Below are 26,979 nucleotides of genomic sequence, written 5' to 3' on the forward strand. Positions count from 1 at the left end.
GTGAGGTGACCCCTGCAGGTTAGAAACTGTTACCCATGTGCCTGAACCGATTTGTCACCTATGTGGGTGAGTCGTACCGGCAAGCCTTTTTGGTTCCTTTTGTGGCGTTTGACAAAAGGGACTCGCCCGAGGGGGCGAAACGAGAGACATCAACGCACTCGGAGCGGCGCGCTACACCAAGCCCCCAAGCCAATTGGGTTCCCGCGTTCGCGGGAATAGCGAAGGGGAGATCGGAGCACAGGCCCAAGGTTCGCGAGCAAGCTCGCTCCTACAGAATCACCCCCGCCCCGCCGGTCGCTTCACGCCACCGCGCTCCGCTCTTCCTCGTCCAGCTCCACCAACGTCTCGATCAGCGCCCGCGCCGCCGCCGAAAGGCGGTAGCCGGTACGGCTGACGATGCCGCAGCGCGCCTGCAGGCTGTCGATGTTGTGCGGCAGGTTGCGCAGGTGCAGGCGCGCCACCTCGCCGTTGGCCAGCGCCTGGCGCAGGCCGTCCTCGCTGCCCACGCCGATGGCGTCGGTCTGGCTGACGATGCGCACCAGCGAGCCCAGGTGCTCGCACTGGATGTTCGCCTGCAGGTCGCTCTTGCCGCTGAGGTTGGCCAGCAGCTTGCGGATGCCCGGCGGCATCCGCGCGGAGGCCAGGGGGTAGGCGAACAGGTCGTTGGTGGACAGGCTCTCCTTGGCCAGCAGCGGGTGCCCGGCGCGGCAGAAGAAGAAGCCCCGCCGCGGGTTCAGCGGCCGCGTCTGGAAGCCGGGGTCGGCCTCGAAGTGGCGGATGTCGGCGATGAAGAACTCGATCTCGTCGCGCAGCAGGCTGCGCGACAGGCGCTCCCAGTTGTCCACCTGGAAGTCGATCTGCAGCCGCGGGTGCCGCCGGATCAGCCGCGCCACCGCGTCGGGCACCAGCTTCTGCGCCGGCGCCGGCCCGCAGCCGAAATGCAGTTCGCCGGCGTCCAGCTTGTTCAACTGGGTGATTTCCTGGGTCAGGTTGGCCGCGCCCTGCACCAGGCGCAGCGCATGCTGCAGCACCACCTGGCCTTCGGGTGTGGGGCGCAGCTCCTTGCTGCCACGGTCCACCAGCTGGCAGCCCAGCTCCTGCTCCAGGCCCTGGATGCTGCGGCTGAAGGCCGGCTGGGTGATGCCCATGGCATCGGCCGCGCGGACGAAACTGCGGTGTTCGGTGAGGGCGATGAAGTAACGCAGTTGGCGCAGATCCATGATGCTTTACCGGCATTGAAAATATTGGACAAAGGCATTTGCCGTGGGGGATGCGCTGGTTTTAAATGCAAGCTCTTATTCCGTCAAAGAAGAATAAAACTTATATTTATTCTTTTAAGAAATAAGAGTATGCCCCTCGACCAGGAGCCACCGATGGCCTTGCACCCTTTCGCCCCGCGCCTGCTGCCGGCACGAATGCTTCCGCCTCACGGCTGTAGCCGCTGAATGCCCGGCGTCGCCCAGACGCCCACCGAATCGAAGAGAGCCGTTCACGCCATGCCTTGCATGGCGCGGCCCCCTGTTGCCCGCGCCCAGCCGGGCAGTGCCTGATGCAAGGAAAAAACCATGAGCCAGAGTGCCTCGCTGCAATCCCCGTTCACGCCCCGCCCCGGCCGAACCCGGCCCGGTGCCCCCGACTACGCCCTGGTCCTGCTGCTCGCCCTGGGCGGCGCGCTGCCGCTGCAGGCCGCCGAGCAGGACGACACCACCGGCGCCACGCCCGAGGCCGCCACCGACAAGGGCAACCCCCAGGCCACCGCCCTGGGCAAGGTCACGGTCACTGCCCGGCGCCGCGAGGAAGACTCGCAGAAGGTGCCCACGCCCATCACCGTGCTCGACGGCGCCACCCTGGAGAACCAGCGCATCACCAAGGTGCAGGACCTGCAGCAGGTGCTGCCCAGCGTGAACGTCGCCTACATCCACGCCCGCCAGTCGAGCATCGCCGTGCGCGGCATCGGCAACAACCCGGCCAGCGACGGCCTGGAAGGCTCCGCCGGGGTCTACCTGGACAACGTCTACCTGGGCCGCCCGGGCATGGCGGTGTTCGACCTGCTGGACATCGAGCAGCTGGAACTGCTGCGCGGCCCGCAAGGCACCCTGTTCGGCAAGAACACCACCGCCGGCGTGCTCAACATCAGCACCCGCGCGCCGACCTTCACCCCCGAGCGCACGGTGGAGGTCTCCGGCGGCCAGGAAGGCTACTTCCAGGGCCGCGGCACCGTCTCCGGGCCGCTCACCGACGAGCTGGCCGGGCGCGTCTCGGCCTACCGCACCCGCAGCGACGGCTACATCACCAACATCCACGACGACAACAAGCTCAACGGCGGCGAGCGCCAGGGCATCCGCGGGCAACTGCTGTACAAGCCCGGCGAGGACTTCAGCCTGCGCTGGATCAGCGAGTACAACGAGGAGGACTCCAGCAACGGCAGCATGGTCGTCTACGGCGCCGCACCGCGCTTCTGGCAGCGCGCCGCGCTGGTCGGCGCCTCGCCGATCGCCGACTCGGACCGGCACAAGGTCAACATCGACAGCCGCCAGCACGTCAGCGTGCACCAGGGCGGCAGCTCGGTGGAGGCCAACTGGAAGCTGGCCAACGACTTCACCCTGACCTCCATCAGCGCCTACCGCTTCTGGAACTTCACCCCGGCCAACGACGAGCAGCTGAACGTCTCGGCGATCCGCAACACCGGGGTGGCGGTGCGCGACCGCCAGTTCTCCCAGGAAATCCGCCTGGCCTCGCCCACCGGCGGCGCCTTCGACTACGTGGTCGGCGCCTACGCGTTCAACCAGAACCTGGGCAACAAGACCTTCACCGACTACGGCCCCTTCGCCGACAGCTACCTGCTGGGGACCAACCTCAACGCGCTGAATAGCACCTCCAGCAAGGCCAACGGAAAGATCGAGACCGACAGCTTCGCGCTCTTCTCCCAGGGCACCTGGCACCTCACCGACAAGCTCGACTTCACCGCCGGCCTGCGCGGCACCTACGAGGAGAAGGACGCCAAGGTGAAGCGCTACGCCCCGGTGGGCGGCGCCCCCGTGACCGGCGCCGGCGCGGTGGTGCGCAACGGCCAGCTGGGCGCCTACGACTCCGGCGACCTCAGCGTGTACAGCTTCGCCCCCTCGGCGCTGCTCAGCCTGAGCTACCAGTTCAGCGACGACCTGCTGGGCTACGCCTCGCTGTCCCATGGCGAGAAGTCCGGCGGGGTGAACCTGGCGGTGGCCAGTGCGCCGAGCGCCGGCGCCGACTCCCTGCTGGTCGGCCCGGAGCGGGCCAACGACGCCGAACTGGGCCTGAAATCGACGCTGCTCGAGCGCCGCCTGCAGCTCAACGCCAACCTCTTCTGGACCGGCATCCACGGCTACCAGGCCACCACCCTGTACCAGCCGGCCGGCTCCACCCAGCTGGTGCAGGTGCTCTCCAACGCCGGCAGCGTGCGCTCCCGCGGCCTGGAGCTGGAGGCCACCGCCCTGCCGATCCGCGGCCTGACGCTGAACTTCAACGGCTCCTACAACGACGTCACCTACCTGTCGTTCAAGGACGCCCCGTGCCCGGCGGAGATCAGCACCCAGCCCGGCGCCCCGGCCAGCTGCGACCTCACCGGCAAGCGCGTGGTCGGCGCCTCGAAATGGATCGCCAACCTCAACGGCGAATACAAGTGGCAGTTGGCCAACCGCTTCGAACCCTACGTCAACGCCAGCTACTCGTACCGCTCCGAGGCCGAGGGCACCCTGGACGACTCCGACCTCTCGAAGATCCCCGGCTACGGCCTGGCGAACTTCTCCGTCGGCGTGCGCCACGACCTCGGCGACGGCCAGCTGGATGCCTCGGTCTGGCTGAAGAACGCCTTCGACAAGGACTACTACCTGGCCGCCTTCGCCAGCATCAACGGCTCCTACACCGCCTCGGTGGGCCAGCCGCGCACCCTGGGCGCCTCGGTCCGCTACGACTTCTGATCCCACTCGCCGCGCGGCGCAGTCCCGCGCGGCCCCTTGCAGTACCACCGACAGCAATGAGGAAAACCAGATGAGCAACGCAGCACACGCCGTACAACCCGCCGTACGACTCGACATCCACCCGGTGGCCGGGCGCATCGGCGCCGAGGTCCGCGGGGTGACCCTGTCCGGCAGCCTGGACGCCGCCACGGTCGAGGCCATCCAGGCCGCCCTGGTCGAGCACAAGGTGATCTTCTTCCGCGGCCAGGATCAGCTCGACGACCAGGGCCAGGAGGCCTTCGCCAAGCTGCTCGGCGAGCCGGTGGCGCACCCGACGGTGCCGGTGCGCGACGGCACCGAGTACCTGCTCGAACTGGATGGCGCCGAAGGCCGCCGGGCCAACTCCTGGCACACCGACGTGACCTTCGTCGAGGCCTACCCCAAGGCCTCCATCCTGCGCAACGTGGTGGCCCCGGAAGCCGGCGGCGACACCGTCTGGGCCAACACCGCCAGCGCCTACGACGACCTCACCGACGAACTCAAGGCCCTGGCCGATAAGCTCTGGGCGGTGCACAGCAACGAATACGACTACGCCGCCACCAAGCCCAACGCCGACCCGGCGCGCCTGGAACACTACCGCAAGGTGTTCACCTCCACCGTCTACGAGACCGAGCACCCGGTGGTGCGCGTGCACCCCGTCAGCGGCGAACGCAGCCTGCTGCTGGGGCACTTCGTGAAGCGCCTGAAGGGCCTGTCGCAGCACGACTCCCAGCACCTCTTCGCGGTGCTGCAGAGCCACGTCACCCGCCTGGAGAACACCGTGCGCTGGCGCTGGCAGGCCGGCGACGTGGCCATCTGGGACAACCGCGCCACCCAGCACTACGCGGTGGACGACTATGGCACCCAGCCGCGCATCGTGCGACGCGTGACCCTGGCCGGCGAGGTGCCAGTGGGGGTGGATGGGCAGCGTAGCCGGACCGTCAGGAAAGCCTGAAAGCGCACCCTCTCCCTAACCCTCGCCCTGAAGGGAGAGGGTGACCCAAGCCTGACATGGAGAACCAAACCATGAGCCAATCCGCCGCCCTCAAGGCACCGCAAGAACCCCTGATCGAACCCTTCGCCATCATCCCCCTCGACGCCCCGCTGGGCGCCGAGGTCCGCGGCCTGGACGCGCGCCAGCCACTGACGCCGGAGCAAATCCTGGCGATCAGGCAGGCCCACCGCGAGCACCACATCCTGATCTTCCGCGACCAGCAGCTGGACGACGAGCAGTACCTGCGCTTCGCCACCCTGTTCGGCGCGGTGTTCCAGCCGCCGGCGGACGTGCCGGTGCTGTCCTCCGGCGCCGACGGCAAGGCCCCGGACATCGTCAAGGTGGCCAACACCGGCGACGGCGAGCTGGGCAACTTCGCCCTGCCCGCCCACGTCGACCACCAGTGGACGCCGCTGCCCTCCTCCGGCTCCTTCCTCTACGCCCTGGAAGTGCCGAACAGCGGTGGCGAGACGCACTTCACCAACCTGGCGCTGGCCTATGAAAGCCTGGACGAGGCCACCCGCCGGGAGATCGACGGCCTGCGGCTGATCAACTACAACCCCTTCGTGCGCCTGAAGAACGGCTACGCCGGCGGCTTCGTCAGCTACCGCACCCCGGACATCGAGCCGATCCAGGGCACCGAGCACCCGCTGGTGCGCACCCACCCGGAAAGCGGCAAGCGCGTGCTCTACCTCAGCGTGCACACCGAGGTGGAAATCCCCGGTCACGAGCCGCAGCAGGGCAAGGCGCTGATCGAGCGGCTGCGTGCGCACCTGCAGCGCCCGGAGCTGAGCTACACGCACAAATGGAAAGTGGGCGACATCGTCTGGTGGGACAACCAGGCCACCCTGCACGGCCGCAACGCCTTCCCGGCCAGCGAGCGGCGGCGCCTCAAGCGCATCAGCCTGGGCGGCAGCCGGCCGTTCTGAGTTTCTCGCGGGCAAAGAAAAAGCCCCTGGCCTATGGCCAGGGGCTTTGCGAAGTGGTGGGTCGTGTAGGATTCGAACCTACGACCAATTGGTTAAAAGCCAACTGCTCTACCGACTGAGCTAACGACCCAACGCGAGGCGTATAATACTGATTTCTAACGCAAAAACAACACCCTTACGAAAAATTTTTCAGAAATATCTCGTAGGGTCTGGAATCCCCGCCGCGGCGAAGCCTTCCGAACGCAGGCGGCAGCTGTCGCACTTGCCGCAGGCGCGGCCTTCATCGTCCGCCTGGTAGCAGCTCACGGTCAGCGCGTAGTCCACGCCACGGGCCACGCCGGCCTGGATGATCTGTGCCTTGGAGAGGAACTGCAGCGGCGCCTGGATGCGGAAGCCGTCGCCCTCGACACCGGCCTTGGTGGCCAGGTTGGCCATACGCTCGAAGGCCTCGACGAACTCGGGGCGGCAGTCCGGGTAGCCGGAATAGTCCACGGCGTTGACGCCGATGAAGATATCCCGCGCACCGAGCACCTCGGCCCAGCCCAGGGCCAGGGAAAGGAACACGGTGTTGCGCGCCGGCACGTAGGTGACCGGGATGCCCTCGCTGGGCGCCTCGGGCACGGCGATGCTGCTGTCGGTCAGCGCCGAGCCGCCGATGCCGTTGAGGTTGAGGCCGATGACCTTGTGTTCGACCACGCCCAGTTGGCGGGCGACGCGCTCGGCGGCCTGGAGTTCGGCGCGGTGACGCTGGCCGTAGTCGAAGCTCATGCTGTAGCAGGCGTAGCCCTCGGCCTTGGCCATGGCCACCACGGTGGCGGAGTCGAGCCCGCCGGAGAGCAGGATGACGGCTTTCTTCTGAGTCATGTGGTTACCCTTCCCGTCCGCGTCTCAGCGACCCGGTTCGTCGTTCCAGAGGAGCTTGTGCAGTTGCATCTGGAAGCGCACCGGCAGGTTGTCGGCGACTATCCAGTCGGCCAGCTCGCGCGGCGCCAGCTGGTGGTGGCTCGGCGAGAACAGCACTTCGCCGGCACGCTCGTCGAGGCGGTACTCGATCAGCTTGGACACCGCCCAGTCGTAGTCCTCGCGGGAGCAGAGGACGAACTTGACCTGGTCGTTGCCGGTGAGCTGGGCGATGTTCTCGTAGCGGTTGCGGCGCACCTCGCCGGAGCCCGGGGTCTTCAGGTCGAGCACCCGGCTGACGCGGCGGTCGGTGGCGGAGATGTCCAGCGCGCCGCTGGTTTCCAGCGACACCGCATAGCCGGCATCGCACAGGCGCTGCAGCAGCGGCAGGCAATTAGGCTGCGCCAGCGGCTCGCCGCCGGTGACGCAGACGTGGCGCGGCCGGTAGCCGGCGACGGTTTCGAGGATGCTGTCCAGGCTGCGTATCTCGCCGCCACTGAAGGCGTAGGCGGAGTCGCAGTACTGGCAGCGCAGGGGGCAGCCGGTCAGGCGCACGAACACGGTCGGCAGTCCGACGGTGCGCGCTTCCCCCTGCAACGAGTAGAAGATCTCGGTGATTCGCAGGGTCTGTTGCATATCAGCCACGGGCGTGACGGCTGTACAGGCCATCCGCCTCCGTTGCGGTGTAATGAGCGAACGCGACAGGCGTCCGGGAACCCCGGGCGGGCAGACATCAGCCGAGCTGAAACCGCTCCGCGGCTCCGGGTGGCGGCGATTCTAGCGAAAAAACCGGCGCCCGGCGCGGAATGTTGTTCATTCGGGCGATGGTGGGGTTCAACGCAATCGCGGACGGAGTCCGCTCCTACAGTTCCGGGGAGGCTCGCTCCTGGCCGGTGATGCAGGAGCGGGCCCTGCCCGCGATTCGTGCGCAGGGCGCGCTCCTACATGGGGATGACGTGGGTGGGGCGGCGTAGGGTCCGCGATCGGATTTACCGGCCACGCCGGACACCCCGGTAGCAATGAAAAACGCCGTTTCCCCCTGCTGGAAGAAACGGCGTTTTCAGATGAGCGACAAGAGGCTTACTTGAGGCTCTTCAGGTCACGCTGGGCCAGTTGCGCGGCGGAGCTGCCCGGGTACTGGGCGACCACCTGCTGGAGGATGCCGCGGGCCTTGTCGTTGTTGCCCAGGCGGCGTTCCACGTCGGCCAGCTTGTACAGCGAGTCCGGCACCTTGGGGCTGCTCGGGTAGGCCTGGCTGACCTTGGCGAAGGCCTGGCCGGCGCCCTGCAGGTCGCCCTTGGCCAGGTTCACCTCGCCGAGCCAGTACTGGGCGTTGCCGGCGTACTGGCTGCCGGGGTACTTGCGCAGGAAGGCGCCGAAGGCCTGGCTGGCCTTGTCGAAGTCCTTGGCCTTGATCAGGTCGAAAGCCGCGTCGTAGTAGAGCTTCTCTTTCGCCGGATCGCCCGGCTCGCTGCTCGCGGGCTGGGCCTGTTGCTGCTGGGCGGCTGCGGCGCCGGCCGCTGCGCCCGCACCGGCGGCGCTGCCGTCGGTGGAGGAGTTCTGTGCCGGAGCGGAGGAAAGGCGACGGTCGAGGTCTTGGTAACGCTCGAGGCTTTCCTGCTTCAGCTGCTGGATCTGGTTCTGCTGCTCTTCGAGGGTGCCGCGCAGGCGGGCGATCTCGTCCTGCATCTGCTGCAGTTGCAGGAACAGCTGGGCTTGCCCGGAGACGGGAGCGGCCGCAGCCGCCCCGCCACCGGCATAAGCACCATCAGTGCCTGCGGTGCCGTACCCCGCGGGCGGCGCGCTGGCGTAGCCGCCATCGTTACCATCCACCACCGGAACCGCGGCCGCCGCCATCAGCGGCAGGCCGCAGGCCATCAAGGTCAGAAATCGCAGGCGCATAGGGTCTTACTTCTTCAGCTCGACGCGACGGTTCTGAGCCCAGGACTGTTCGTCGTGGCCGGTGGCAACCGGACGCTCTTTACCGTAGGAAACCAGCTCCAGCTGAGCCGGGGAAACACCCTGCAGCACCAGGTAGCGCTGAACGGCCTTGGCGCGACGCTCGCCCAGAGCCATGTTGTACTCGCGGGTGCCGCGTTCGTCGGTGTGGCCTTCCAGGACAACGTGCTGGCCGCTGCCTTTGAGGTCTTTGGCGTGTACGTCCAGAGCGCGCATGGCTTCCGGCTTCAGGTCGGAGCTATCGTACTCGAAGTAGAAGGTGGTGATAGCGCGCAGAGCGGCTTCGTCGCTCAGGCTGCCGTCAACGGCACCGCTGTTGGCGCCGTAGCCGGCGTTCGGGTCAACGCCGCCATTGGCGCCTTCACCAGTAGCATCGCCTTTCTTGGACGAGCAACCTACGGCTACGGCCATGGCGAGGGCGATAACGGCAAATTTGCCGAATTTCAGCATTTCCATCATGTAACTCCTAATGAACCCCAGTGTATAAGTTTGAAACAGTTGGCAACCGTCAGTTCAGGTAAGGGGACCAGGAAGGCTCACGCACGTCGCCCTGAGCGGTGGGTAGCGGTAACCGAACACGTCCGTTGATGCTGGTCAGCATCAACACGCCCCGGTCCTGCTGGCGGGACGCGTATATTATCATCGTGCCATTTGGCGCGACAGTGGGCGAGTCGTTGAGGGTTGTATTCGAAAGTACCCGCAGATTGCCGCGTTGCAGGTCCTGGGCGGCGATCTGGAAGTTGGTGAAACCTTCCTGGCGGTGGACCATCACCAGGGTCTTCTCGTCGGCCGAGAGTTTCGGGTTGGCGTTGTAGTTGCCGGTGAAGGTCACGCGGTCGGTAGCGCCGCTGTTGACGTTCATCTTGTAGATCTGCGGCTTGCCGCCACGGTCCGAGGTGAAGTACAGGGTCGAGCCGTCCTTGCCCCAGAAGGGTTCGGTGTCGATGGCCGCGTTGTTGGTCAGGCGGCGCAGCTGGCGCGAGCCCAGGTCCATCAGGTAGATCTCCGGGTTGCCGTCGCGCGACAGCACCAGGGCCAGGCGGTTGCCGTCCGGGGAGAACGCCGGGGCGCCGTTGAGGCCCTCGAAGTTGGTCAGCTGCTCGCGGCGGCCAGTGTCGACGTACTGCATGAAGATGCGCGGGCGCTTCTGCTCGAAGGACACGTAGGCGATGCGGCGGCCGTCCGGCGAGAAGCGCGGCGAGAGGATCGGCTCGCGCGACTGCAGCAGGGTCACCGGGCGGGCGCCGTCGTAGTCGGCGCGCTGCAGGGTGTAGCGGGTGTTGTCGGCGGAGAAGCGCTCGGCGGTCACGTAGAGCAGCTTGGTGGAGAAGGCGCCCTTGATGCCGGTGAGCTTCTCGAACGACTGGTCGGCGATGAAGTGCGACATGTCGCGCAGCTGCTCGACGCTGCCGCCGACGCTGCCGGTGACGATCTGCTGCTGGGTGGCGACGTTGAACAGGCCGTACTGCACCTGCAGGCGGCCGCCGGCCGGGGTGATGTTGCCGATCAGCACGTATTGCGCGCCGAGGGCCTGCCAGTCGCGGTAGATCACCTCGCTGGCCTGGGCCGGCAGGCTGATCATGTTCTGCCGCGGGATCGGCTCGAAATAACCGGAGTTGCGCAGGTCGTTGCCGATGATGTTGGCCATGTCGTCGGGCAGGACGTTGCCGCCCTGCCAGCCGAAGGGCACCACGGCGATCGGCACGGCCCGGTCGGCCCCGCTGGTCACCAGAATGTTCTTCTCATCTGCCATCGCTACGCCTGCCACGCAGAGCAGGGCGACGAGCAATCCTCTGAAAATCTTGATCACAGCGTGAGGTCCTCAGGCGTGAAGGTCATCTTGAAGGAACGGTAGGGATTGAAGTCCTTGGGACTCAGGCCCTGCATTTCAGTAATGCGACCGACGTTCCTCACGGCGTTCACCGCGGAACTGTCGAACGCCTTGTCGCCGCTGGAGCGGACGACGGTCGCATTGGTGATGGTGCCATCGGGCAGCATGCTGATCTGCACGGTAACACTCATGCCGTTGCGGGCCGATGGCGGACGCGACCAGCCCTCGGATACCCGGGAGCGGATCAGGTCGTCGAAGTTGCCTGCCACCTCGTTGCCCTGTTCGTCGGCCAGGGCCTGCTGGCGCTGCGTGTCGTCGGACAGCAGTTCGGCCAGGGCCTGGGCCTTCTTGTCTTCCTGAGCCTTCTTCGCCGCTGCCTGGGCAGCGGCCTTCTTCTTCGCGGCGTCGGCGGCAGCCTTCTTCTTGGCGTCCTCCGCGGCGGCGAGTTTCTTGGCCTGCTCCGCAGCTTTCTTCCTGGCCTCTTCGGCGGCCTTCTTCTTGGCCTCCTCCGCGGCTTGCTTCTTGGCCTCTTCCTCGGCCTTCTTCCTGGCGATGTCGGCCTGCTGCTTCTGCGCAGCGGCCTTGGCCTCGGCCGCCTTCTTGGCGGCGTCTGCGGCTTTCTTCGCCTCGGCGGCCTTGGCGGCTTCCGCAGCTTTCTCGGCATCCGCAGCCTTTCGAGCCTCATCGGCTTTCTTTTGTTCCGCAGCTTTCGCCGCGGCTACGGCTTCCTGCTCGACCTTCTTTTGCTCCAGCTGTTCCTGTTCGTACTGCTTGGCAGAGGTCTTCTTCGCCTCCCCGGCGATCTTCTGGTTGGTCTGCTGCGTGGCCTGGCTCTTGGACTTGAGCTGGTAGAGCGTAGCCTGGACGATCGGACGCGCAGGCGGCAGCTCGGGCGTCATGGCCCAGCTGACGAAGAGCATCGCGAAAATCAGGACGTGCAGCGCTACCGCCAGTACGACCGGCCAGAAGTAGCTTTCCGATGGGGAGTGTTCGCGTTGCATCAAGTTCCGGGCGCCTCGGTAATCAGCCCGACGTTACCTACGCCGGCCTTCTGCAATCCGCCCATGACAGCCATGACGGAGCCGTAGTCGACAGCCTTGTCGCCACGCACGAAGACCTGCACTTTCTTACCCTGACTGCTGTTCTGGGCCAGGATGGCGGTTGCCGCGCTGACCAGCTGGTCCAGCGCCACCGCGGTCTGACTGCCCTTGCCCTGGTCGGGGTCGACTTCCGAACCCATGTTCCAGTAATAGGTCTTGTCGGCCTTGATCGAAATGGTCAGCACCCGCGAGTCGTTGTCCTGCGGGAGCACTTCGCTGGAGACCTTGGGCAGGTCGACCTTGACCCCCTGGTTCAGCATCGGTGCGGTCACCATGAAAATGACCAGCAGTACCAGCATCACGTCGATGTATGGCACCACGTTCATTTCCGCGACCGGCTTGCGTTTATGACGGACCCTTGCCATGTCGGCTCACCTCTCTGGTCAATCGTCGCTGGCGTGGACTTTGCGGTGCAGGATGGCCTGGAACTCGTCGGCGAAGGTGTAGTAGCGGCCGATCAGCATTTCCGAGCGCGCGGCGAAGCGGTTGTAGGCGATGACTGCGGGGATCGCGGCGAACAGGCCGATGGCGGTGGCGATCAGGGCCTCGGCGATGCCGGGGGCGACGGTGGCCAGGGTGGCCTGCTGCACGGCGGCCAGGCCGCGGAAGGAATTCATGATGCCCCAGACGGTGCCGAACAGGCCGATGTACGGACTGGTGGAACCGACGGTGGCGAGGAACGGCAGGCTGGTTTCCAGCTTCTCTTCCTCACGGGAGATGGCCACGCGCATGGAACGGGCCACGCCTTCCATCACCGCGTCCGGGTCGACGCCGGGCTGCTGGCGCAGGCGCGAGAACTCCTTGAAGCCGGCACGGAAGATCTGCTCCACGCCCGAGTCCGGGTCGGGGTTGCTGCCGGCCTGACGGTACAGCTTGGACAGGTCGATGCCCGACCAGAAGCGTTCCTCGAAGCCATCCAGGGCTTTCTTGGCCGAGCGCATCATGTTGCTGCGCTGGAAGATCATGACCCAAGAAGTGACCGAGGCGGCCACCAGGGTGAGCATGACCAGCTGCACCACGATACTGGCGTTGCTGATCAGGCTCCACATGGAGGTATGGTCGACGACGTTCGGTTCCACGTTATTCTCCTGCTGAAAGGGTGTCCGGAGTGCCGGCAAATGCCGCACGCAACACTTCGGGGATGGCGCGGGGCCTGAGGTTGTCAGCCCGTACGCACGCCACCAGGAAGCGGCCTTCGCATAGCAAGGCCGAATCCGACGCTCGACGAACCTGTTGACGGAAACGCAGGCTCGCGCGGTTCAACTCCTCGACCTCGGCGCTGACGACCAGCTCGTCGTCCAGACGGGCCGGCGCGTGGTAGCGCGCTTCGGCCGAATGAACGACGAAAAGCAGGTTCTCACCTGCCAGCTGGGATTGGGCGAAGCCCAGAGCCCGCAGCCGCTCGGTGCGAGCCCGCTCCATGAACTTGAGGTAGTTGACGTAGTAGACGATGCCGCCCGCATCGGTGTCCTCGTAATAGACCCGGAATCGATGCTCGAACGGCTGACCCCCGTGTTGCGCGCGCATACTCTAGAACCAAGTTGGGGCTTTGCCAATCGGCAATCAGCCACAAATGCAATTAATTACCATCTTCAGACGAGAAAAGATCCGGCATCGTATCCTCCCCCATCCGCTTCGGCAGTTTCAGACCGAAATGCAGATAGGCATGCCGGGTGACGACCCGTCCCCGCGGCGTGCGCATGATATAGCCTTGCTGGATCAAATAGGGCTCCAGCACGTCCTCGATCGTATGTTTTTCTTCGCCGATGGCCGCGGCGATGTTGTCCAGGCCGACCGGCCCGCCGTCGAACTTGTCGATCATGGTCAACAGTAGACGCCGGTCCTGGTGGTCGAAGCCACGTTCGTCGACGTCCAGCAGGTTCAGCGCCTTGTCCGCCACCTCGCTGCTGATCGCGCCGCTGGCGCGCACCTCGGCGAAATCGCGCACACGGCGCAGCAGGCGGTTGGCGATGCGCGGCGTGCCACGGGCGCGGCGGGCGATCTCGAAGGCCCCGGCCGGGTCCATGTCCAGGCCGAGGATGCCGGCCGAACGGGCGACGATGGTCGCCAGGTCGTCGACGCTGTAGAACTCCAGGCGCTGGACGATGCCGAAGCGGTCGCGCAGCGGGTTGGTCAGCATGCCGGCGCGGGTGGTGGCGCCGACCAGGGTGAAGGGCGGCAGGTCGAGCTTGATGGAGCGCGCCGCCGGCCCTTCGCCGATCATGATGTCGAGCTGGAAGTCTTCCATCGCCGGGTACAGCACTTCTTCGACGATGGGCGAGAGGCGGTGGATCTCGTCGACGAAGAGCACGTCGCCCGGCTCGAGGTTGGTCAGCAGCGCCGCCAGGTCGCCGGGGCGCTCCAGCACCGGGCCGGAGGTGCTCTTGATGGCCACGCCCATCTCCTGGGCGATGATGTTCGCCAGGGTGGTCTTGCCCAGGCCCGGCGGGCCGAAGATCAGCGTGTGGTCCAGGGCCTCCTTGCGGCCGCGGGCGGCGCTGATGAATAGCTCCATCTGCTCACGCACGCCGGGCTGGCCGATGTAGTCGGACAGGCTCAGCGGGCGGATGGCGCGGTCCAGCTGTTCCTCGCGCTCGCGAGGGCCGGCGGTGGCGGCCGAGATCAGGCGATCGGTCTCGATCATGGATCAGACCATGCCCTTGAGCGAGCGGCGGATGAGTTCTTCGCTGGACAAATCTTTTTCCTCCACGGCGGCCACGGCGCGGCTCGCCTCCTGGGGCTTGAAGCCTAGCGCGATCAGCGCGCTGACGGCATCGGCCTCGGCGCTTGAGACTGTTGCGGCCAGTTTCGGTTCCGCCACCAGGGGGGCGATGGTCGGCATGTTCTCCCAGGCCTTGAAGCGGTCCTTGAGCTCCACCAGCAGGCGCTCGGCGGTCTTCTTGCCGACCCCGGGGATCTTCACCAGGGTGGAAGTATCCTGCGCCTGCACGCAACGCACCAGCTCATCCACTTCCAGGCCCGACATCAGGGCCAGCGCCAGCTTGGGGCCGACGCCGTTGAGCCGGATCAGCTCGCGGAACAGCTCGCGCTCGCGCTTCTCGGCGAAGCCGTAGAGCAGATGGGCGTCCTCGCGCACCACCAGGTGCGTGTGCAGGGTCACCGGCTCGCCGAGGGCGGGCAGGCGATACAGGGTGGTCATCGGCACTTCCAGCTCGTAGCCGATGCCGTTGACGTCGAGGATCAGGTGCGGCGGCTGCTTTTCCGCCAGGGTGCCACGCAGGCGTCCAATCACGGCTCAGGGTCCTTGCAGGTTGTCGGTTACAGGCGCAGGCGCCCGCCGCGACGGCGCGCCGTCGTCAGGCCATGGGGCACCAGGCTCTGCCGGGTGTGGGCGTGGCACAGGGCAATGGCCAGGGCGTCGGAGGCGTCGATCTGCGGCTTCTGCGTCAGCTTCAGCAGGTGCATGACCATCATCTGGACCTGCAGCTTGTCGGCCCCGCCGGTGCCGGCGATGGCCTGCTTGACCTGGCTGGCGGTGTATTCGGCGATCTCCAGCCCCTCCTCCGCCGCCGCCACTATGGCCGCGCCGCGGGCCTGGCCGAGCTTGAGCGCGGAGTCGGCGTTGCGCGCCATGAACACCTGCTCGATGCCCATCATGGTCGGGTGGTAGGTCTGGATGACCTCGCGCACGCCACGGAAGACGATCTGCAGGCGTTCGTGCAGGGCGCCGCTGCCGGTGCGGATGCAGCCGGAGGCGACGTATTCGCAGCCGCGGCCGGTGTCCCTCACCACGCCGAAGCCGGTGATGCGCGAGCCGGGGTCGATGCCCAGGATCAGGGTCATGTGCCGGAAACCAGAAGCAGGAAGCCGGAGCGGTCGAATCCGACGGCTCCGGCTTCCGGCCCGAGGCCCAGGTCGGTGATGGCGTCAGCCAAGCTGCGCCATCACCTCTTCGGGGATGTCCGCGTTGGAGTAGACGTTCTGCACGTCGTCCAGGTCCTCGAGCATGTCGATCAGCTTGAGCACCTTCTGCGCGGTCTCCAGGTCCAGGGTCGCGGTGGTCGAGGGGATCATCGAGATCTCCGCTTCCTCGCCCTTGAAGCCGGCGGCGGTCAGCGCCTCGTTCACCGCGATGAAGTCGGCGAAGCTGGTGAAGACGTCGATGGAGCCGTCGTCGTTGGTCACCACGTCGTCGGCGCCGGCCTCCAGGGCCGCCTCCATCAGGGCATCCTCGTCGACGCCGGGGGCGAAGCTGATCTGCCCCTTGCGGTCGAACATGTAGGCCACCGAGCCATCGGTGCCGAGGTTGCCGCCGCACTTGCTGAAGGCATGGCGCACTTCCGCCGCGGTGCGGTTGCGGTTGTCGGTCATGGCCTCGACGATGATCGCCACGCCGCTGGGCGCGTAACCCTCGTAGGTCAGTTCCTCCATGTTGTCCGCGTCGTTCGAGCCGGCGCCACGGGCGATGGCGCGATCGATGGTGTCGCGGGTCATGTTGGCGGTCAGCGCCTTGTCCACGGCCAGGCGCAGACGCGGGTTGTCAGCCGGGTTGCCGCCGCCCTGCTTGGCGGCGACCGTCAGCTCGCGGATCAGCTTGGTGAAGATCTTCCCGCGCTTGGCGTCCTGACGCTCCTTGCGGTGCTTGATGTTGGCCCATTTGGAATGACCAGCCATAACTCACTCCGTCTAGCTTGTTGCGGCGGCGGCGCAGGCTGTGCGCCGCCGCGGTTCATCTGGAATTACTCGGCGGCCTTCTGCTGCTCGCGCAGGCGGATGTGCAGCTCGCGCAGGGCCTTGCCGTCCACGGTGCCCGGCGCCTGGGTCATGACGTCGCCGGCGCTCTGGGTCTTCGGGAAGGCGATCACTTCGCGAATCGACGCGGCGCCGGTCATCAGCATCACCAGGCGGTCCAGGCCGAAGGCCAGGCCACCGTGGGGCGGCGCGCCGTACTTGAGGGCGTCCAGCAGGAAGCCGAACTTCTCTTCCTGCTCCGCATCGTCGATGCCCAGCACGCGGAACACCGCCTGCTGCATGGCCTTGTCGTGGATACGGATGGAGCCGCCGCCCAGCTCGGTGCCGTTGAGCACCATGTCGTAGGCGCGGGACAGCGCGCTGGCCGGGTTGGCCTCCAGCTCTTGCGGGCTGCACTTGGGCGAGGTGAACGGGTGGTGCAGCGAGGTCAGGCTGCCATCGTCGTTCTCTTCGAACATCGGGAAGTCCACGACCCACATCGGCGCCCACTCCTTGGTGAGCAGCTTGAGGTCATGGCCGACCTTGATGCGCAGGGCGCCCAGGGCGTCGCATACCACCTTGGCCTTGTCGGCGCCGAAGAACACGATGTCGCCATCCACGGCGCCGACGCGATCGAGGATCACGTTCAGGTTGGCCTCGGGGATGAACTTGACGATCGGCGACTGCAGGCCCTCGACGCCCTTGGCGCGCTCGTTGACCTTGATGTAGGCCAGGCCCTTGGCGCCGTAGATGCCGACGAACCTGGTGTAGTCGTCGATCTGGCTGCGCGGCATGGACGCGGCGCCCGGAACGCGCAGGGCGGCGACGCGGCCCTTGGGATCGTTGGCCGGGCCGGAGAAGACCTTGAACTCCACGTCCTTCAGCTGGTCGGCGACGTCCACCAGCTCCAGCGGAATGCGCAGGTCCGGCTTGTCCGAGCCGTAGCGGCGCATGGCTTCCTCGAAGGGCATGTGCGGGAACTCGTCGAACTCGACGTCCAGCACTTCCTTGAACAGCTGGCGCACCATCTTCTCGGTGATGGCGATGATGTCGCTCTCGTCGAGGAAGCTGGTCTCGATGTCGATCTGGGTGAATTCCGGCTGGCGGTCGGCGCGCAGGTCCTCGTCGCGGAAGCACTTGGCGATCTGGTAGTAGCGGTCGAAGCCGGCCACCATCAGCAGTTGCTTGAACAGCTGGGGCGACTGCGGCAGGGCGAAGAAGTGGCCCGGGTAGGTGCGGCTGGGCACCAGGTAGTCGCGCGCGCCCTCGGGGGTCGGGCGGCCGAGGATCGGCGTCTCGACGTCGAGGAAGCCGTTGTCGTCCAGGTAGCGGCGGATGCTGCTGGTGATGCGCGCGCGCAGCTTCAGCTTGGCGGCCATTTCCGGGCGGCGCAGGTCGATGAAGCGGTAGCGCAGGCGGGTTTCCTCGCCCACATCGGAATATTCGTCCAGCGGGAACGGCGGCGTCTCGGCCTGGTTCAGCACTTCCAGCTCGTAGCCCAGCACCTCGATGGCGCCGGACGCCATGTTCGCGTTGACCGCGCCGGACGGACGCGGGCGCACCTTGCCGGTGATCTTCACCACGTACTCGCTGCGCACGCGGTCGGCCTTGGCGAAGGTTTCCGCGCGATCGGGGTCGAACACCACCTGGGCCAGGCCTTCGCGGTCACGGATGTCGAGGAAGATCACCCCGCCGTGGTCGCGACGGCGGTGCACCCAACCGCAAAGCGTGACTTCCTGGCCGTCCAGGCTCTCGTTCAATTGGCCGCAATAGTGGCTGCGCATCATGGTGTGTTTCGCTTCTCGCAAGTCTTGGATTCGAGGGAACCGCTCATTCGCCGGCGGCACAGGCGCCCGAGCCGCAGCCCGTGGCGGGGCAGGCGGACTCGGCGGACGCCAGGTTCTTCTTCGCGCCGGTCTTGAAGTCGGTTTCGTACCAGCCGCCGCCGCTCAGGCGGAAGCCGGGGGCGGAGACCATCTTCTTCAATTCCGGGGCCTGGCAGGCCGGGCAATCGACCAGCGGCGCATCGCTGAGCCTCCGCATGGCTTCCAGCTGATGGCCGCAGGAACGGCACTGGTATTCGTAAATCGGCATCGGGACACCTTGGCTGCTATCTGGCCGCGGGCCCGCATCCCGCGGCAAAGGCGCGGATTATAGCCTGAAAAAACCATGGCTTGCAGCCGCCCTCCGGCGGCCGCCGCGTCGCAGCCCCTGATAGAAATCGACTATCGGATGCTTTGATTCAAACCAGGATGGGCGCACCCGCGTGCGTGATAGCCTGACCTGGAATTTTCACCAAGAGGAAGACGCCATGGAAATCGACATCGGCATTACCGAACAGGACCGCGCCGCCATCGCCGAAGGACTCTCGCGCCTGCTGGCCGATACCTACACCCTCTACCTGAAGACCCACAACTTCCACTGGAACGTCACCGGGCCGATGTTCAACACCCTGCACCTGATGTTCGAGGGGCAGTACACCGAGCTGGCCCTGGCGGTGGACAGCATCGCCGAGCGCATCCGCGCCCTCGGCTTCCCGGCGCCGGGCACCTACGCCGCCTACGCCCGCCTTTCCTCTATAAAGGAAGAGCAGGACGTGCCGGATGCCCAGGAAATGATCCGCCTGCTGGTCCAGGGCCAGGAAGCCGTGGTGCGCACCGCGCGCAGCATCTTCCCGCTGGCCGACCGGGCGGCCGACGAGCCCACCGCCGACCTGCTGACGCAGCGCATGCAGGTCCACGAGAAGACCGCCTGGATGCTGCGCAGCCTGCTCGCCCACTGACACCGCCCCACCGAGCCCGGCGCCACGCCGGGCTCACCTGCCCCACCCCAGGCGCTAAGCGGTTGATTTGAGAAGGTTACCGGTTTGCTGTTAAATACCGCCCGTGCGCGCCGCGCATAGGCTGCCGGCCTCTTTCAGGTCATTTTCATCGCTGCGAACCAGACCGCCCGACCGGCTGCTTCTCTTTACGCTTACCGCTCAAGGTGAATCCACAACCATGCTGAAAATCGTCCACCTGCTGACGGGCGTTGCCGCCCTCGTGTTGTCCTTCGCGCCCTCGTTGCGCGCCGATGCCATCCCCTACCTGCAAAACGCCGATGCCGTCTACCTGGCCCTGCTCGGCCTGACCGCCCTGCTGCTCACCCCCGCCAGCCAGCGGGTACAACAGCTGCAGAGCCTGGTATCGGCGCTGATCGCCCTGGCCGTGGTCCTGCAGATCCTCATCCTGCTGGCCCCGCTACCCTCCATCGGCGACCAGCCCGCCATCGTCCTGCCCCTGCTGATCCTCGCCATCGCCGTGGTCCTGCAACTCGCCGGCCGGCTGCAGAAACGCCCCAGCGCGAGCCCGGCGGCGCCCGAAGCCCCGATCAGCGACGAGAACCGCGAGACCGGCACCGTGAAGTGGTTCAACACCTCCAAGGGCTTCGGCTTCATCTCCCGCGACACCGGCGAGGACATCTTCGTGCACTTCCGCGCCATCCGCGGCGAAGGCCACCGCATCCTCATCGAGGGCCAGCGCGTGGAGTTCTCCGTGGTGCAACGCGACAAGGGCCTGCAGGCGGAGGACGTGATCGCCGCCCTGCCCGGCCGCCGCTGACGGGCAAGCAGAAACGCGGAAGCCCGTTGATGGGTGCAATGCCGTTTGCTTAAAACAGGATGCCGTTTCTTCTTATGGGGAAACGGCATTTTCATGTGGGGTGGGGTCATGGCTTTGCTCGCGGGGCCTTCGTCCCTTGTCCCGCCCCCATGCTCCGCCCCCTCGTCATTCCCGCGAATGCGGAAACCCAAGGATGTCGGGCTACCCTCGCGAACTCCCCCGCCACGGAGGCCCGCCCCGACAGCACGTCCCTGTGCTGACCGGGGCTCTCGCGACATCCACGTCGCATGACCTCCTGAGCGCCGGTTTCGCTCGGCCTTCTGAAGGGGCGTTCCGGTGCGCTCGGAGGTTTCGCTGGAAACCCGTAGGGCGCATAACGCCTACGGCGTTATCCGCCGAATCGCGGACAGAGTCCGCTCCTACAGGAAGCACGGGCATAGGAGCGGACCTCGTCCGCGATTGGATTCACCGGCCACGCCGGACGCCCCGGTGGCACGGATGGCGGCGGATAACCGCGAACGGTTATTCGCCCTACGGACTTGCCGGCTGACGCTGCGTTGTCCGCTTGCCCGGGACAGCCCCCTCTCCCGCTTGCGGGAGAGGGTTGGGGAGAGGGCGCGGGCTCAACCCCCAAACCCCACTCTCACCGGCAGACACCAGACACAACACCCCGCATACACGGCATTACGCCACCCACGACCACCATCAATAGTGCGGCGGCGGCGCCTCGTCCTCGGCGATACCGACCTGCCCCTGCAGGTCGTCCAGGCGCTTGAGCAGCGCCTGCATCTGCAGGCGCAGGCGCTCGATCAGGCGCTCCTGCTCGTAGACCACGTCGCTCAGCGTCTGCAGGGCATCGTCCTGGAACGCCAGGCGACTCTCCAGGTCGGTCACCCGCTCTTCAAGGTTCATGGCATTCACTCCTCGAAACGAAAGCCGTCGCCCAGCGCCATGCGCAGCTTGCCGCGCACCGCCAGCAGTTCCTCGGCGGTGTAGGGGCGCGCCGGGTGCCGGCCCCAGACGGGGCCCGGCCAGGCGGCGTCGTCCCGGCGCCGCACGATCACGTGCATGTGCAGTTGGCTGACCACGTTGCCCAGGTTGGCAACGTTCATCTTGTCGGCCTTGAAAGTGTCCTTGAGCACTTCCGCCAGGTGAGTGGCCTCGCGCCACAGCTCCTGCTGCTCGTCCGGCGCCAGCTGGAAGATCTCGCTGACGTCGGCGCGGCGCGGCACGAGGATGAACCAGGGGTACTGCGCATCGTTCATCAGCAGCAGGCGGCTCAGGGGAAAGTCGCCCAGCGCGATGGTGTCCTGCTGCAGGCGGGAATCCAAGACGAACATCTGACTTCTCCTGTTCGACCAGTCTTTGAAGGGAAGCTTAGCCCCCTCGGGGGCGCTGGGCGCGCAGGATACTAGAGGCAGGCGCGGAACGGCAGCCACGGCGCAGTTGCGCGGCACCCTATTCGTGCACTGCGCCAAATCGGGGCACTTTCCGACAACAGGGAAGCACGGGCATCTGCCGTCTACTGAAAGGAACCTGGCAGGAAAACCCCGGCTTCTCGAACGAACCTGCAACCCCGGACAAGCGCCGGGCGCGTAGGAGAAGTCGCAAATATTTCCGCAACATCTTGAAATCCGCGCGCCAACGGCATACACCGTGCAACATCCGGAGCGATGGTGAAACCTTCGCGGGACCGAATCGGCTTTTGAGCACGGATGTTGCTAGATGCTCGCCACCGGGAAGAACAACAAAAGCGCGGATCGCAATTGAACAAAAAACAACCAGAAGATACGCGACACCACCAAGGGGAAATAAAACAAGCGAGCGTCAAGTCGTCGCATAACCAGATTCTCAAGATGAGACCTACTTGGAAGCGACACTTGTCATACATGTTTGCGACAGTGCCATAAAGAAACCGTTTGAAGTTTCCGGCAACTATCGCCAAGACAACACGCGTGCTATAAGTTAGCGCCGACAAGAAGAACGAGCCGTCACCGCGGCACATAGTGATGGCAGATAATTTCAAAACCAAAGGAGCAATCACGATGAAAGTGATGAAGTGGAGCGCCATTGCCCTGGCGATTTCTGCAGCCACCTCGCAACTGGCCATGGCCGAAGCCTTCGTCAGCGATCAAGCGGAATCCAAAGGCTTTGTCGAAGACAGCAGCCTGAACTTCCTGGTCCGCAACTACTACTTCAACCGCAACAAGAAAGATGGCGCCGTTGACGCCCGCGACTGGACCCAGGGTTTCTGGGCCAACTACAACTCCGGCTTCACTCAGGGTACTGTCGGCTTCGGCGTTGACGCCTTCGGCTACCTGGGCCTGAAACTGGATGGCGGCAGCGGTTATGGCGCCACCGGCAACCTGCCGGTCCACGACGACGGCGACAAGGCCGACGATTACGGCAAGGCCGGCGCAGCCGTCAAGGTTCGCGTCTCCAAGACCGAGCTGAAATTCGGCGACATGCAGCCCACCGCCCCGGTATTCGCCGTCGGCGGCACCCGCCTGCTGCCGCAGACCGCCACTGGCTTCAGCCTGATGAGCAGCGAAATCGCAGGCTTGGACGTCGAGGCAGGTCACTACTACTCCGGCACCGGCCAGACCACCACCAACCGCGATGGTGACATCTGGGCGACCTACGCCGGCGTTGACGCCAGCTCCGCCGACTTCGTCGGTGGCAAGTACGCCTTCAACGACAACTTCAGCGCATCGCTGTACGGCGCCAAGCTGGAAGACGTCTGGAAACAGTACTATGTCAACCTGAACTACACCCTGCCGATCGCCGACGCCCAGTCCCTGGGCTTCGACGTGAACTACTACAACACCAAGGACGAAGGCAGCGCGAAGGCTGGTGATATCACCAACAACACCTTCTCCCTGGCCGCCGCCTATACCCTGAGCGCCCACACCTTCACCCTGGCCTTCCAGAAAGTGAACGGCAACACTCCGTTCGACTACATCGGCATCGGTGACAACAACGAAGCGGCGGACTCGATCTTCCTCGCCAACTCCGTCCAGTACTCCGACTTCAACGGCCCGGGCGAAAAATCCTGGCAGGCTCGCTACGACCTGAACATGGCCGAGTACGGCGTACCTGGCCTGACCTTCATGGCTCGTTACATCAACGGTAAGGATATCGACGGCACCAAGATCGATCCTACCAGCGCCTACGCTGCCTACGGCTACGGCGAAGACGGCAAGCACCACGAAACCAACGTGGAAGCCAAGTACGTGGTCCAGAACGGCCCGGCCAAGGACCTGTCCTTCCGCATCCGTCAATCCTGGCACCGCGCCAACGCCGACCAGGCCGAAGGCGATATCGACGAATTCCGCCTGATCGTCGACTACCCGCTGTCCGTTCTGTAACCGGAACGACTGCAGGTCAAGAAAAGCCCGGCCCCGCGCCGGGCTTTTCCTTTTCCGCGCCTCGTCCCGCCGCGGCATCCCGCGCGCCCAGCCGCGCCCTGTACGGCGCTGGGCACGCACCGTACAATGCCCCGTCCCTTTCTTTTCCTCGCTATCGAATAACGGCCAACCATGCGTACCAGTCAGTACCTGCTGTCCACCCTGAAAGAAACCCCTGCCGATGCCGTGGTGATCAGCCACCAGTTGCTGCTGCGCGCCGGCATGATCCGCAAGCTGGCCTCGGGTCTGTACACCTGGCTGCCGATGGGCCTGCGGGTACTGCGCAAGGCCGAGACCATCGTCCGCGAGGAAATGAACGCCGCCGGCGCCCTGGAAGTGCTGATGCCGGCCGTGCAGCCCGCCGAGCTGTGGCAGGAGTCCGGCCGCTGGCAGCAGTACGGCCCCGAGCTGCTGCGCCTGAAGGACCGCCATGACCGCGAGTTCTGCGTCGGCCCGACCCATGAAGAGGTCATCACCGACCTGGCGCGCAACGAACTGTCCAGCTACAAGCAGCTGCCGATCAACTTCTACCAGATCCAGACCAAGTTCCGTGACGAGATCCGTCCGCGCTTCGGCCTGATGCGCGGCCGCGAGTTCATCATGAAGGACGCCTACTCCTTCCACATGAACCAGGAATCGCTGCAGCAGACCTACGACGGCATGTACACGGCCTACTGCAAGATCTTCACCCGCCTGGGCCTGGATTTCCGCCCCGTGCAGGCCGACAACGGCTCCATCGGCGGCAGCGGCTCCCACGAATTCCACGTGCTGGCCAACTCCGGCGAGGACGACATCGTCTTCAGCGACAGCTCCGACTACGCCGCCAACATCGAGAAGGCCGAGGCCATCCCGCGTGAAACCGTGCGCGGCGCCGCCACCGAGGAACTGCGCCTGGTCGACACCCCGGACACCAAGACCATCGCCGACCTGGTGGAGAAGTTCGGCCTGGCCATCGAGAAGACCATCAAGACCCTGGTGGTGCGTGGCGCCGAGGAAGGCAAGCTGGTCGCCCTGGTGGTCCGTGGCGACCACGAGCTGAACGAGATCAAGGCCGCCAACCTGCCCCAGGTCGCCAGCCCCCTGCAGATGGCCAGCGAAGCCGAGATCAAGGCCGCCATCGGCGCCGCCCCCGGCTCCCTCGGCCCGCTGAACCTGCCGCTGCCCTGCATCGTCGACCGCTCGGTGGCCCTGATGAGCGACTTCGCCATCGGCGCCAACCTCGACGACAAGCACTACTTCGGCGTGAACTGGGAACGCGACCTGCCGCTGCCGGAAGTCGCCGACCTGCGCAACGTCGTCGCCGGCGACCCCAGCCCCGACGGCAAGGGCACCCTGGTGATCCGCCGCGGCATCGAGGTCGGCCACATCTTCCAGCTCGGCACCAAGTACAGCGAGGCGATGGGCCTGTCCGTGCTCAGCGAGCAGGGCAAGCCGGTCACCCTGATCATGGGCTGCTACGGCATCGGCGTATCCCGCGTGGTCGCCGCGGCCATCGAGCAGAACAACGACGAGCGCGGCATCCTCTGGCCGGCCGCCCTGGCGCCCTTCCAGGTCGCCATCGTGCCGCTGAAGTACGAGACCGAAAGCGTGCGCGCGGCCACCGACAAGCTCTACGCCGAGCTGACCGCCGCCGGCTACGAGGTGCTGCTGGACGACCGCGACAAGAAGACCAGCCCCGGCGTGAAGTTCGCCGACATGGAGCTGATCGGCATCCCGCACCGCATCGTGGTCAGCGACCGCGGCCTGGGCGAAGGCACCCTGGAGTACAAGGGCCGTCGCGACAGCGAGTCGCAGAACGTCGCCGTGGCCGATGTCATGGACTTCCTCAAGGCGAAGATCGGCAACTGAGCAGCGCGATGTCCCGAAGCACCACCCTCAAGGTTGCCGCCCTGTGCGGCAGCCTTGCATTGAGCGGCTGCGCCAACCAGATGTCGCAGCGCAGCGAGCACGAGGAGCGCGTCGAGCGCAAGCTGCTCGACCACAGCCTGCAGATCGACGTCGGCGAGCCCGGCGTCCTGCAGCTGCCGCAGCGCCGCGTGCGCGTGCAGGAGCAGAAGACCTTCGAGGTCACCACCTTCGAGGTCACCCGCCGCTACGACCGCTACACCCCCTACCAGGGCTGGCGCGAATTCTACGAAGTGCCGCTGGGCGCGGTGACCTTCGTCGCCGGCATCGGCGCCAACGTGGTCAACGTGTTCGCCCTGGGCAACCTGCCGGAAAGCGTCACCCGCGGCTGGATCGGCTACGGCATCGACGGCATGAACCCGTTCATGAACGTGCAGTCCAACGGCCGCGCCGAGCAGAACCTGGCCAGCATCGACGAGCAGCGGCGCAACAGGCACACCGAGTACTCCAGCCTGCCCTGGGCCGAGCGCCCGGTGCAGGTGAGCGTGGGCAAGGAAACCCAGGAACTGCTGACCGACCGCCACGGCATCCTGCGCCTGAACCTGCTGGACAGCCCCTTCAGCGACGACGCCGTGTACCGCGCCGGGCGCCTGCAGCTGAGCGTACGCGATGCCCAGGACAGCGCCCATGCCGAAGCCGGCCTGCTGGTCAGCCCGACGCTGCGGGGCAAGCTGCACGAAGCCCACGCGCTGATCTACGACGACCTGGAAGGCGAAGACGTGCAGCACTGGGTGCACCGCGTCAAGCGCCTGTCCGACCTCGGCCTGGAAGAGGAAGCCAGCGAACTGGAACAGAGCCTGATCGAGCTGACGCGCAACGATCCGGAGCTGCAGAAGGAATTCCTCCAGCGCCTGCTGAGCGACGCCGGCCGCCTGGCCGCGGACCCCGGCGCCAACAACTGAGCCCGCGCCGGCGCATCGGGCGCCGGCGCCGGGTTCAACGCCGGACGATGAAGCCGGTGATGCCCTGGGCCGGCATGTCCTGCAACGCCACATCCGTCACCTGGGCCTTCTCCGGCCCCTGGTGCAGCCACTCGCGCAGCGCGTGGACGGCACTCTCCTCCCCCTCCATCAGCACCTCGACCCGCCCATCGGGCAGGTTGCGCACCCAGCCGTCGATGCCCAGCCGGTCGGCCTGCTCCTGGGTGCCCTGGCGGTAGTAGACACCCTGCACGCGCCCACTGACGAAGCCGTGCATGCAGATTCTCGCCATCAGCGTTTCTCCTCCTGCAGGGCCAGCAGGCGCGCCTGTACGCCGCTGGCCGTCTGTTCACCCAGCATGCGCTCGCGCACCTGGCCCTTGGCGTCGACGATGTAGGTCACCGGCAGCGCCTCGCTGCGCGGCAGCTTGAAGCGCGGCGCCGGGTCGTCGGCCAGCACCGTGTAGCGGATGCCCAGGTCCTGCGCGGCCTTGCTCAGCTCGGCGTCCCGCAGGCCATCGTAGTTGACGCCCAGCACCCGCACGCCCTTGTCCCGGTTCTCCTCCGCCAGGCGGTTGAGCTCGGGCACTTCCTTGCGGCAGGGCACGCACCAGTCGGCCCAGTAATTGATGACTAGCCACTGGCCATCTAGGCTTGCTGTGGGTACCTTCTTTCCATACTGATCGACGCCGTAATCCGCCGAGCAGCCGGCCAGGATCAGGCCGGCCAACAGTCCACTGACAAAACGGAGCCGTACTCCCATGCCTTCA

General features: G+C 66.0%; 28 protein-coding genes, 1 tRNA gene and 1 pseudogene. 9 read left to right on the forward strand and 21 right to left on the reverse strand.

Features of this window, described 5'->3' with window-relative positions; translation table 11 throughout:
- Nucleotides 1–299: 299 nt before the first annotated feature.
- A complete protein-coding gene (locus tag CHC02_RS24595; protein WP_089394028.1) occupies nt 300–1,220 on the reverse strand; it encodes a LysR family transcriptional regulator in 921 nt (306 codons plus the stop codon).
- 345 nt (nt 1,221–1,565) lie between these two features.
- Between CHC02_RS24595 and CHC02_RS24600 the strand changes: the two genes are divergently transcribed.
- From CHC02_RS24600 to CHC02_RS24610, 3 genes are all read left to right on the forward strand, one after another.
- Nucleotides 1,566–3,956, forward strand: a complete 2,391-nt coding sequence (locus CHC02_RS24600) for a TonB-dependent receptor (RefSeq protein ID WP_089394029.1) — start codon at nt 1,566–1,568, stop codon at nt 3,954–3,956.
- A gap of 70 nt (nt 3,957–4,026) precedes the next feature.
- Nucleotides 4,027–4,929: a TauD/TfdA dioxygenase family protein gene (locus tag CHC02_RS24605; RefSeq protein ID WP_089394030.1), complete on the forward strand. Its 903-nt coding sequence runs from the start codon at nt 4,027–4,029 to the stop codon at nt 4,927–4,929.
- A 71-nt stretch (nt 4,930–5,000) separates the two neighbouring features.
- Entirely contained in the window at nt 5,001–5,897 is an 897-nt protein-coding gene (locus CHC02_RS24610) for a TauD/TfdA dioxygenase family protein (protein WP_089394084.1), read from the forward strand.
- Nucleotides 5,898–5,951: 54 nt separating this feature from the next.
- On the opposite strand, the gene CHC02_RS24615 is transcribed toward CHC02_RS24610, so the two are convergent.
- From CHC02_RS24615 to CHC02_RS24690, 16 genes are all read right to left on the reverse strand, one after another.
- Nucleotides 5,952–6,027: transfer RNA gene (locus CHC02_RS24615), tRNA-Lys, on the reverse strand.
- A gap of 59 nt (nt 6,028–6,086) precedes the next feature.
- A complete protein-coding gene (gene queC, locus CHC02_RS24620) occupies nt 6,087–6,761 on the reverse strand; it encodes a 7-cyano-7-deazaguanine synthase QueC (protein ID WP_089394031.1) in 675 nt (224 codons plus the stop codon).
- Between the two features lie 24 nt (nt 6,762–6,785).
- Nucleotides 6,786–7,433: a 7-carboxy-7-deazaguanine synthase QueE gene (gene queE, locus CHC02_RS24625; RefSeq protein ID WP_089394032.1), complete on the reverse strand. Its 648-nt coding sequence runs from the start codon at nt 7,431–7,433 to the stop codon at nt 6,786–6,788.
- 444 nt (nt 7,434–7,877) lie between these two features.
- Complete coding sequence (ybgF, locus tag CHC02_RS24630; protein WP_089394033.1) at nt 7,878–8,699, reverse strand: tol-pal system protein YbgF; 822 nt, start codon at nt 8,697–8,699, stop codon at nt 7,878–7,880.
- Between the two features lie 6 nt (nt 8,700–8,705).
- Entirely contained in the window at nt 8,706–9,212 is a 507-nt protein-coding gene (gene pal / locus CHC02_RS24635; RefSeq protein WP_009616943.1) for a peptidoglycan-associated lipoprotein Pal, read from the reverse strand.
- Nucleotides 9,213–9,264: 52 nt separating this feature from the next.
- The gene (gene tolB / locus CHC02_RS24640; RefSeq protein WP_217900409.1) at nt 9,265–10,509 is read right to left on the reverse strand and encodes a Tol-Pal system beta propeller repeat protein TolB; all 1,245 of its coding nucleotides are present in this window, start codon (nt 10,507–10,509) and stop codon (nt 9,265–9,267) included.
- A gap of 53 nt (nt 10,510–10,562) precedes the next feature.
- Entirely contained in the window at nt 10,563–11,588 is a 1,026-nt protein-coding gene (gene tolA / locus CHC02_RS24645) for a cell envelope integrity protein TolA (RefSeq protein ID WP_167364837.1), read from the reverse strand.
- The gene (gene tolR / locus CHC02_RS24650) at nt 11,588–12,052 is read right to left on the reverse strand and encodes a protein TolR (protein WP_089394036.1); all 465 of its coding nucleotides are present in this window, start codon (nt 12,050–12,052) and stop codon (nt 11,588–11,590) included. Before tolR ends, tolA begins: the two co-directional genes overlap by 1 nt.
- An 18-nt stretch (nt 12,053–12,070) precedes the next feature.
- Nucleotides 12,071–12,766: a protein TolQ gene (gene tolQ / locus CHC02_RS24655; protein WP_089394037.1), complete on the reverse strand. Its 696-nt coding sequence runs from the start codon at nt 12,764–12,766 to the stop codon at nt 12,071–12,073.
- A gap of 1 nt (nt 12,767) precedes the next feature.
- Nucleotides 12,768–13,214: a tol-pal system-associated acyl-CoA thioesterase gene (gene ybgC, locus CHC02_RS24660; protein ID WP_074981475.1), complete on the reverse strand. Its 447-nt coding sequence runs from the start codon at nt 13,212–13,214 to the stop codon at nt 12,768–12,770.
- A gap of 52 nt (nt 13,215–13,266) precedes the next feature.
- Nucleotides 13,267–14,331, reverse strand: a complete 1,065-nt coding sequence (gene ruvB, locus CHC02_RS24665; protein ID WP_089394038.1) for a Holliday junction branch migration DNA helicase RuvB — start codon at nt 14,329–14,331, stop codon at nt 13,267–13,269.
- Between the two features lie 3 nt (nt 14,332–14,334).
- Nucleotides 14,335–14,940, reverse strand: a complete 606-nt coding sequence (gene ruvA, locus CHC02_RS24670; RefSeq protein WP_009616936.1) for a Holliday junction branch migration protein RuvA — start codon at nt 14,938–14,940, stop codon at nt 14,335–14,337.
- A 26-nt stretch (nt 14,941–14,966) separates the two neighbouring features.
- Nucleotides 14,967–15,491: a crossover junction endodeoxyribonuclease RuvC gene (gene ruvC, locus CHC02_RS24675; protein WP_089394039.1), complete on the reverse strand. Its 525-nt coding sequence runs from the start codon at nt 15,489–15,491 to the stop codon at nt 14,967–14,969.
- Nucleotides 15,492–15,575: 84 nt separating this feature from the next.
- Nucleotides 15,576–16,322 carry a YebC/PmpR family DNA-binding transcriptional regulator gene (locus CHC02_RS24680; RefSeq protein ID WP_009616929.1) on the reverse strand — a complete coding sequence of 249 codons (747 nt, stop codon included), beginning with the start codon at nt 16,320–16,322 and terminating at the stop codon, nt 15,576–15,578.
- A 65-nt stretch (nt 16,323–16,387) separates the two neighbouring features.
- Complete coding sequence (gene aspS / locus CHC02_RS24685) at nt 16,388–18,166, reverse strand: aspartate--tRNA ligase (protein ID WP_089394040.1); 1,779 nt, start codon at nt 18,164–18,166, stop codon at nt 16,388–16,390.
- Between the two features lie 43 nt (nt 18,167–18,209).
- A complete protein-coding gene (locus CHC02_RS24690; RefSeq protein ID WP_089394041.1) occupies nt 18,210–18,473 on the reverse strand; it encodes an FmdB family zinc ribbon protein in 264 nt (87 codons plus the stop codon).
- Between the two features lie 217 nt (nt 18,474–18,690).
- Between CHC02_RS24690 and CHC02_RS24695 the strand changes: the two genes are divergently transcribed.
- From CHC02_RS24695 to CHC02_RS30025, 3 genes and pseudogenes are all read left to right on the forward strand, one after another.
- A complete protein-coding gene (locus tag CHC02_RS24695) occupies nt 18,691–19,161 on the forward strand; it encodes a Dps family protein (protein ID WP_089394042.1) in 471 nt (156 codons plus the stop codon).
- 217 nt (nt 19,162–19,378) lie between these two features.
- Nucleotides 19,379–19,684, forward strand: a pseudogene (locus CHC02_RS30800) (cold shock domain-containing protein membrane protein); the annotation flags it as partial.
- A 63-nt stretch (nt 19,685–19,747) separates the two neighbouring features.
- The gene (locus CHC02_RS30025) at nt 19,748–19,978 is read left to right on the forward strand and encodes a cold-shock protein (RefSeq protein ID WP_134163507.1); all 231 of its coding nucleotides are present in this window, start codon (nt 19,748–19,750) and stop codon (nt 19,976–19,978) included.
- A 705-nt stretch (nt 19,979–20,683) separates the two neighbouring features.
- On the opposite strand, the gene CHC02_RS24705 is transcribed toward CHC02_RS30025, so the two are convergent.
- Together CHC02_RS24705 and CHC02_RS24710 are read right to left on the reverse strand one after the other, a co-directional pair.
- Nucleotides 20,684–20,890, reverse strand: coding sequence for a SlyX family protein (locus tag CHC02_RS24705; protein WP_089394044.1), 207 nt, complete (start codon nt 20,888–20,890; stop codon nt 20,684–20,686).
- Nucleotides 20,891–20,895: 5 nt separating this feature from the next.
- On the reverse strand, nt 20,896–21,318 hold the full coding sequence (locus CHC02_RS24710) for an HIT family protein (protein ID WP_089394045.1): 423 nt from the start codon (nt 21,316–21,318) through the stop codon (nt 20,896–20,898).
- A 705-nt stretch (nt 21,319–22,023) separates the two neighbouring features.
- Here CHC02_RS24710 and CHC02_RS24715 point away from each other — a divergent pair.
- The 3 genes from CHC02_RS24715 to CHC02_RS24725 all read left to right on the forward strand — a co-directional run bounded on the left by CHC02_RS24715 (nt 22,024) and on the right by CHC02_RS24725 (nt 26,192).
- Nucleotides 22,024–23,346 carry an OprD family porin gene (locus CHC02_RS24715; protein ID WP_089394046.1) on the forward strand — a complete coding sequence of 441 codons (1,323 nt, stop codon included), beginning with the start codon at nt 22,024–22,026 and terminating at the stop codon, nt 23,344–23,346.
- A 171-nt stretch (nt 23,347–23,517) separates the two neighbouring features.
- Nucleotides 23,518–25,233 (forward strand): proline--tRNA ligase, encoded by a 1,716-nt coding sequence (locus CHC02_RS24720; protein ID WP_089394047.1) that lies wholly within the window; start codon nt 23,518–23,520, stop codon nt 25,231–25,233.
- An 8-nt stretch (nt 25,234–25,241) separates the two neighbouring features.
- Nucleotides 25,242–26,192 carry a hypothetical protein gene (locus tag CHC02_RS24725; RefSeq protein ID WP_089394048.1) on the forward strand — a complete coding sequence of 317 codons (951 nt, stop codon included), beginning with the start codon at nt 25,242–25,244 and terminating at the stop codon, nt 26,190–26,192.
- Nucleotides 26,193–26,226: 34 nt separating this feature from the next.
- On the opposite strand, the gene CHC02_RS24730 is transcribed toward CHC02_RS24725, so the two are convergent.
- A complete protein-coding gene (locus CHC02_RS24730; RefSeq protein ID WP_009616913.1) occupies nt 26,227–26,502 on the reverse strand; it encodes an acylphosphatase in 276 nt (91 codons plus the stop codon).
- Nucleotides 26,502–26,972, reverse strand: coding sequence for a TlpA disulfide reductase family protein (locus tag CHC02_RS24735; protein WP_089394049.1), 471 nt, complete (start codon nt 26,970–26,972; stop codon nt 26,502–26,504). The genes CHC02_RS24730 and CHC02_RS24735 overlap by 1 nt, the downstream gene beginning before the upstream one ends.
- Nucleotides 26,973–26,979 lie beyond the last annotated feature (7 nt).

This window comes from Pseudomonas delhiensis (genome assembly GCF_900187975.1).
GTDB classification, from domain to species: domain Bacteria; phylum Pseudomonadota; class Gammaproteobacteria; order Pseudomonadales; family Pseudomonadaceae; genus Pseudomonas; species Pseudomonas delhiensis.

Coding starts and splice junctions, on each gene's coding strand:
- CHC02_RS24680 (WP_009616929.1), bottom strand. CDS start 16,322: ATGGCTGGTCATTCCAAATGGGCCAACATCAAGCACCGCAAGGAGCGT.
- CHC02_RS24705 (WP_089394044.1), bottom strand. CDS start 20,890: ATGAACCTTGAAGAGCGGGTGACCGACCTGGAGAGTCGCCTGGCGTTC.
- queE (WP_089394032.1), bottom strand. CDS start 7,433: ATGCAACAGACCCTGCGAATCACCGAGATCTTCTACTCGTTGCAGGGG.
- CHC02_RS24720 (WP_089394047.1), top strand. CDS start 23,518: ATGCGTACCAGTCAGTACCTGCTGTCCACCCTGAAAGAAACCCCTGCC.
- CHC02_RS24605 (WP_089394030.1), top strand. CDS start 4,027: ATGAGCAACGCAGCACACGCCGTACAACCCGCCGTACGACTCGACATC.
- aspS (WP_089394040.1), bottom strand. CDS start 18,166: ATGATGCGCAGCCACTATTGCGGCCAATTGAACGAGAGCCTGGACGGC.
- CHC02_RS24725 (WP_089394048.1), top strand. CDS start 25,242: ATGTCCCGAAGCACCACCCTCAAGGTTGCCGCCCTGTGCGGCAGCCTT.
- CHC02_RS24600 (WP_089394029.1), top strand. CDS start 1,566: ATGAGCCAGAGTGCCTCGCTGCAATCCCCGTTCACGCCCCGCCCCGGC.
- CHC02_RS24695 (WP_089394042.1), top strand. CDS start 18,691: ATGGAAATCGACATCGGCATTACCGAACAGGACCGCGCCGCCATCGCC.
- pal (WP_009616943.1), bottom strand. CDS start 9,212: ATGGAAATGCTGAAATTCGGCAAATTTGCCGTTATCGCCCTCGCCATG.
- tolB (WP_217900409.1), bottom strand. CDS start 10,509: ATGGCAGATGAGAAGAACATTCTGGTGACCAGCGGGGCCGACCGGGCC.
- queC (WP_089394031.1), bottom strand. CDS start 6,761: ATGACTCAGAAGAAAGCCGTCATCCTGCTCTCCGGCGGGCTCGACTCC.
- ruvB (WP_089394038.1), bottom strand. CDS start 14,331: ATGATCGAGACCGATCGCCTGATCTCGGCCGCCACCGCCGGCCCTCGC.
- ybgF (WP_089394033.1), bottom strand. CDS start 8,699: ATGCGCCTGCGATTTCTGACCTTGATGGCCTGCGGCCTGCCGCTGATG.
- CHC02_RS24690 (WP_089394041.1), bottom strand. CDS start 18,473: ATGCCGATTTACGAATACCAGTGCCGTTCCTGCGGCCATCAGCTGGAA.
- CHC02_RS24710 (WP_089394045.1), bottom strand. CDS start 21,318: ATGTTCGTCTTGGATTCCCGCCTGCAGCAGGACACCATCGCGCTGGGC.
- CHC02_RS24735 (WP_089394049.1), bottom strand. CDS start 26,972: ATGGGAGTACGGCTCCGTTTTGTCAGTGGACTGTTGGCCGGCCTGATC.
- CHC02_RS24610 (WP_089394084.1), top strand. CDS start 5,001: ATGAGCCAATCCGCCGCCCTCAAGGCACCGCAAGAACCCCTGATCGAA.
- CHC02_RS24715 (WP_089394046.1), top strand. CDS start 22,024: ATGAAAGTGATGAAGTGGAGCGCCATTGCCCTGGCGATTTCTGCAGCC.
- CHC02_RS24730 (WP_009616913.1), bottom strand. CDS start 26,502: ATGGCGAGAATCTGCATGCACGGCTTCGTCAGTGGGCGCGTGCAGGGT.
- tolR (WP_089394036.1), bottom strand. CDS start 12,052: ATGGCAAGGGTCCGTCATAAACGCAAGCCGGTCGCGGAAATGAACGTG.
- tolA (WP_167364837.1), bottom strand. CDS start 11,588: ATGCAACGCGAACACTCCCCATCGGAAAGCTACTTCTGGCCGGTCGTA.
- CHC02_RS24595 (WP_089394028.1), bottom strand. CDS start 1,220: ATGGATCTGCGCCAACTGCGTTACTTCATCGCCCTCACCGAACACCGC.
- ybgC (WP_074981475.1), bottom strand. CDS start 13,214: ATGCGCGCGCAACACGGGGGTCAGCCGTTCGAGCATCGATTCCGGGTC.
- ruvC (WP_089394039.1), bottom strand. CDS start 15,491: ATGACCCTGATCCTGGGCATCGACCCCGGCTCGCGCATCACCGGCTTC.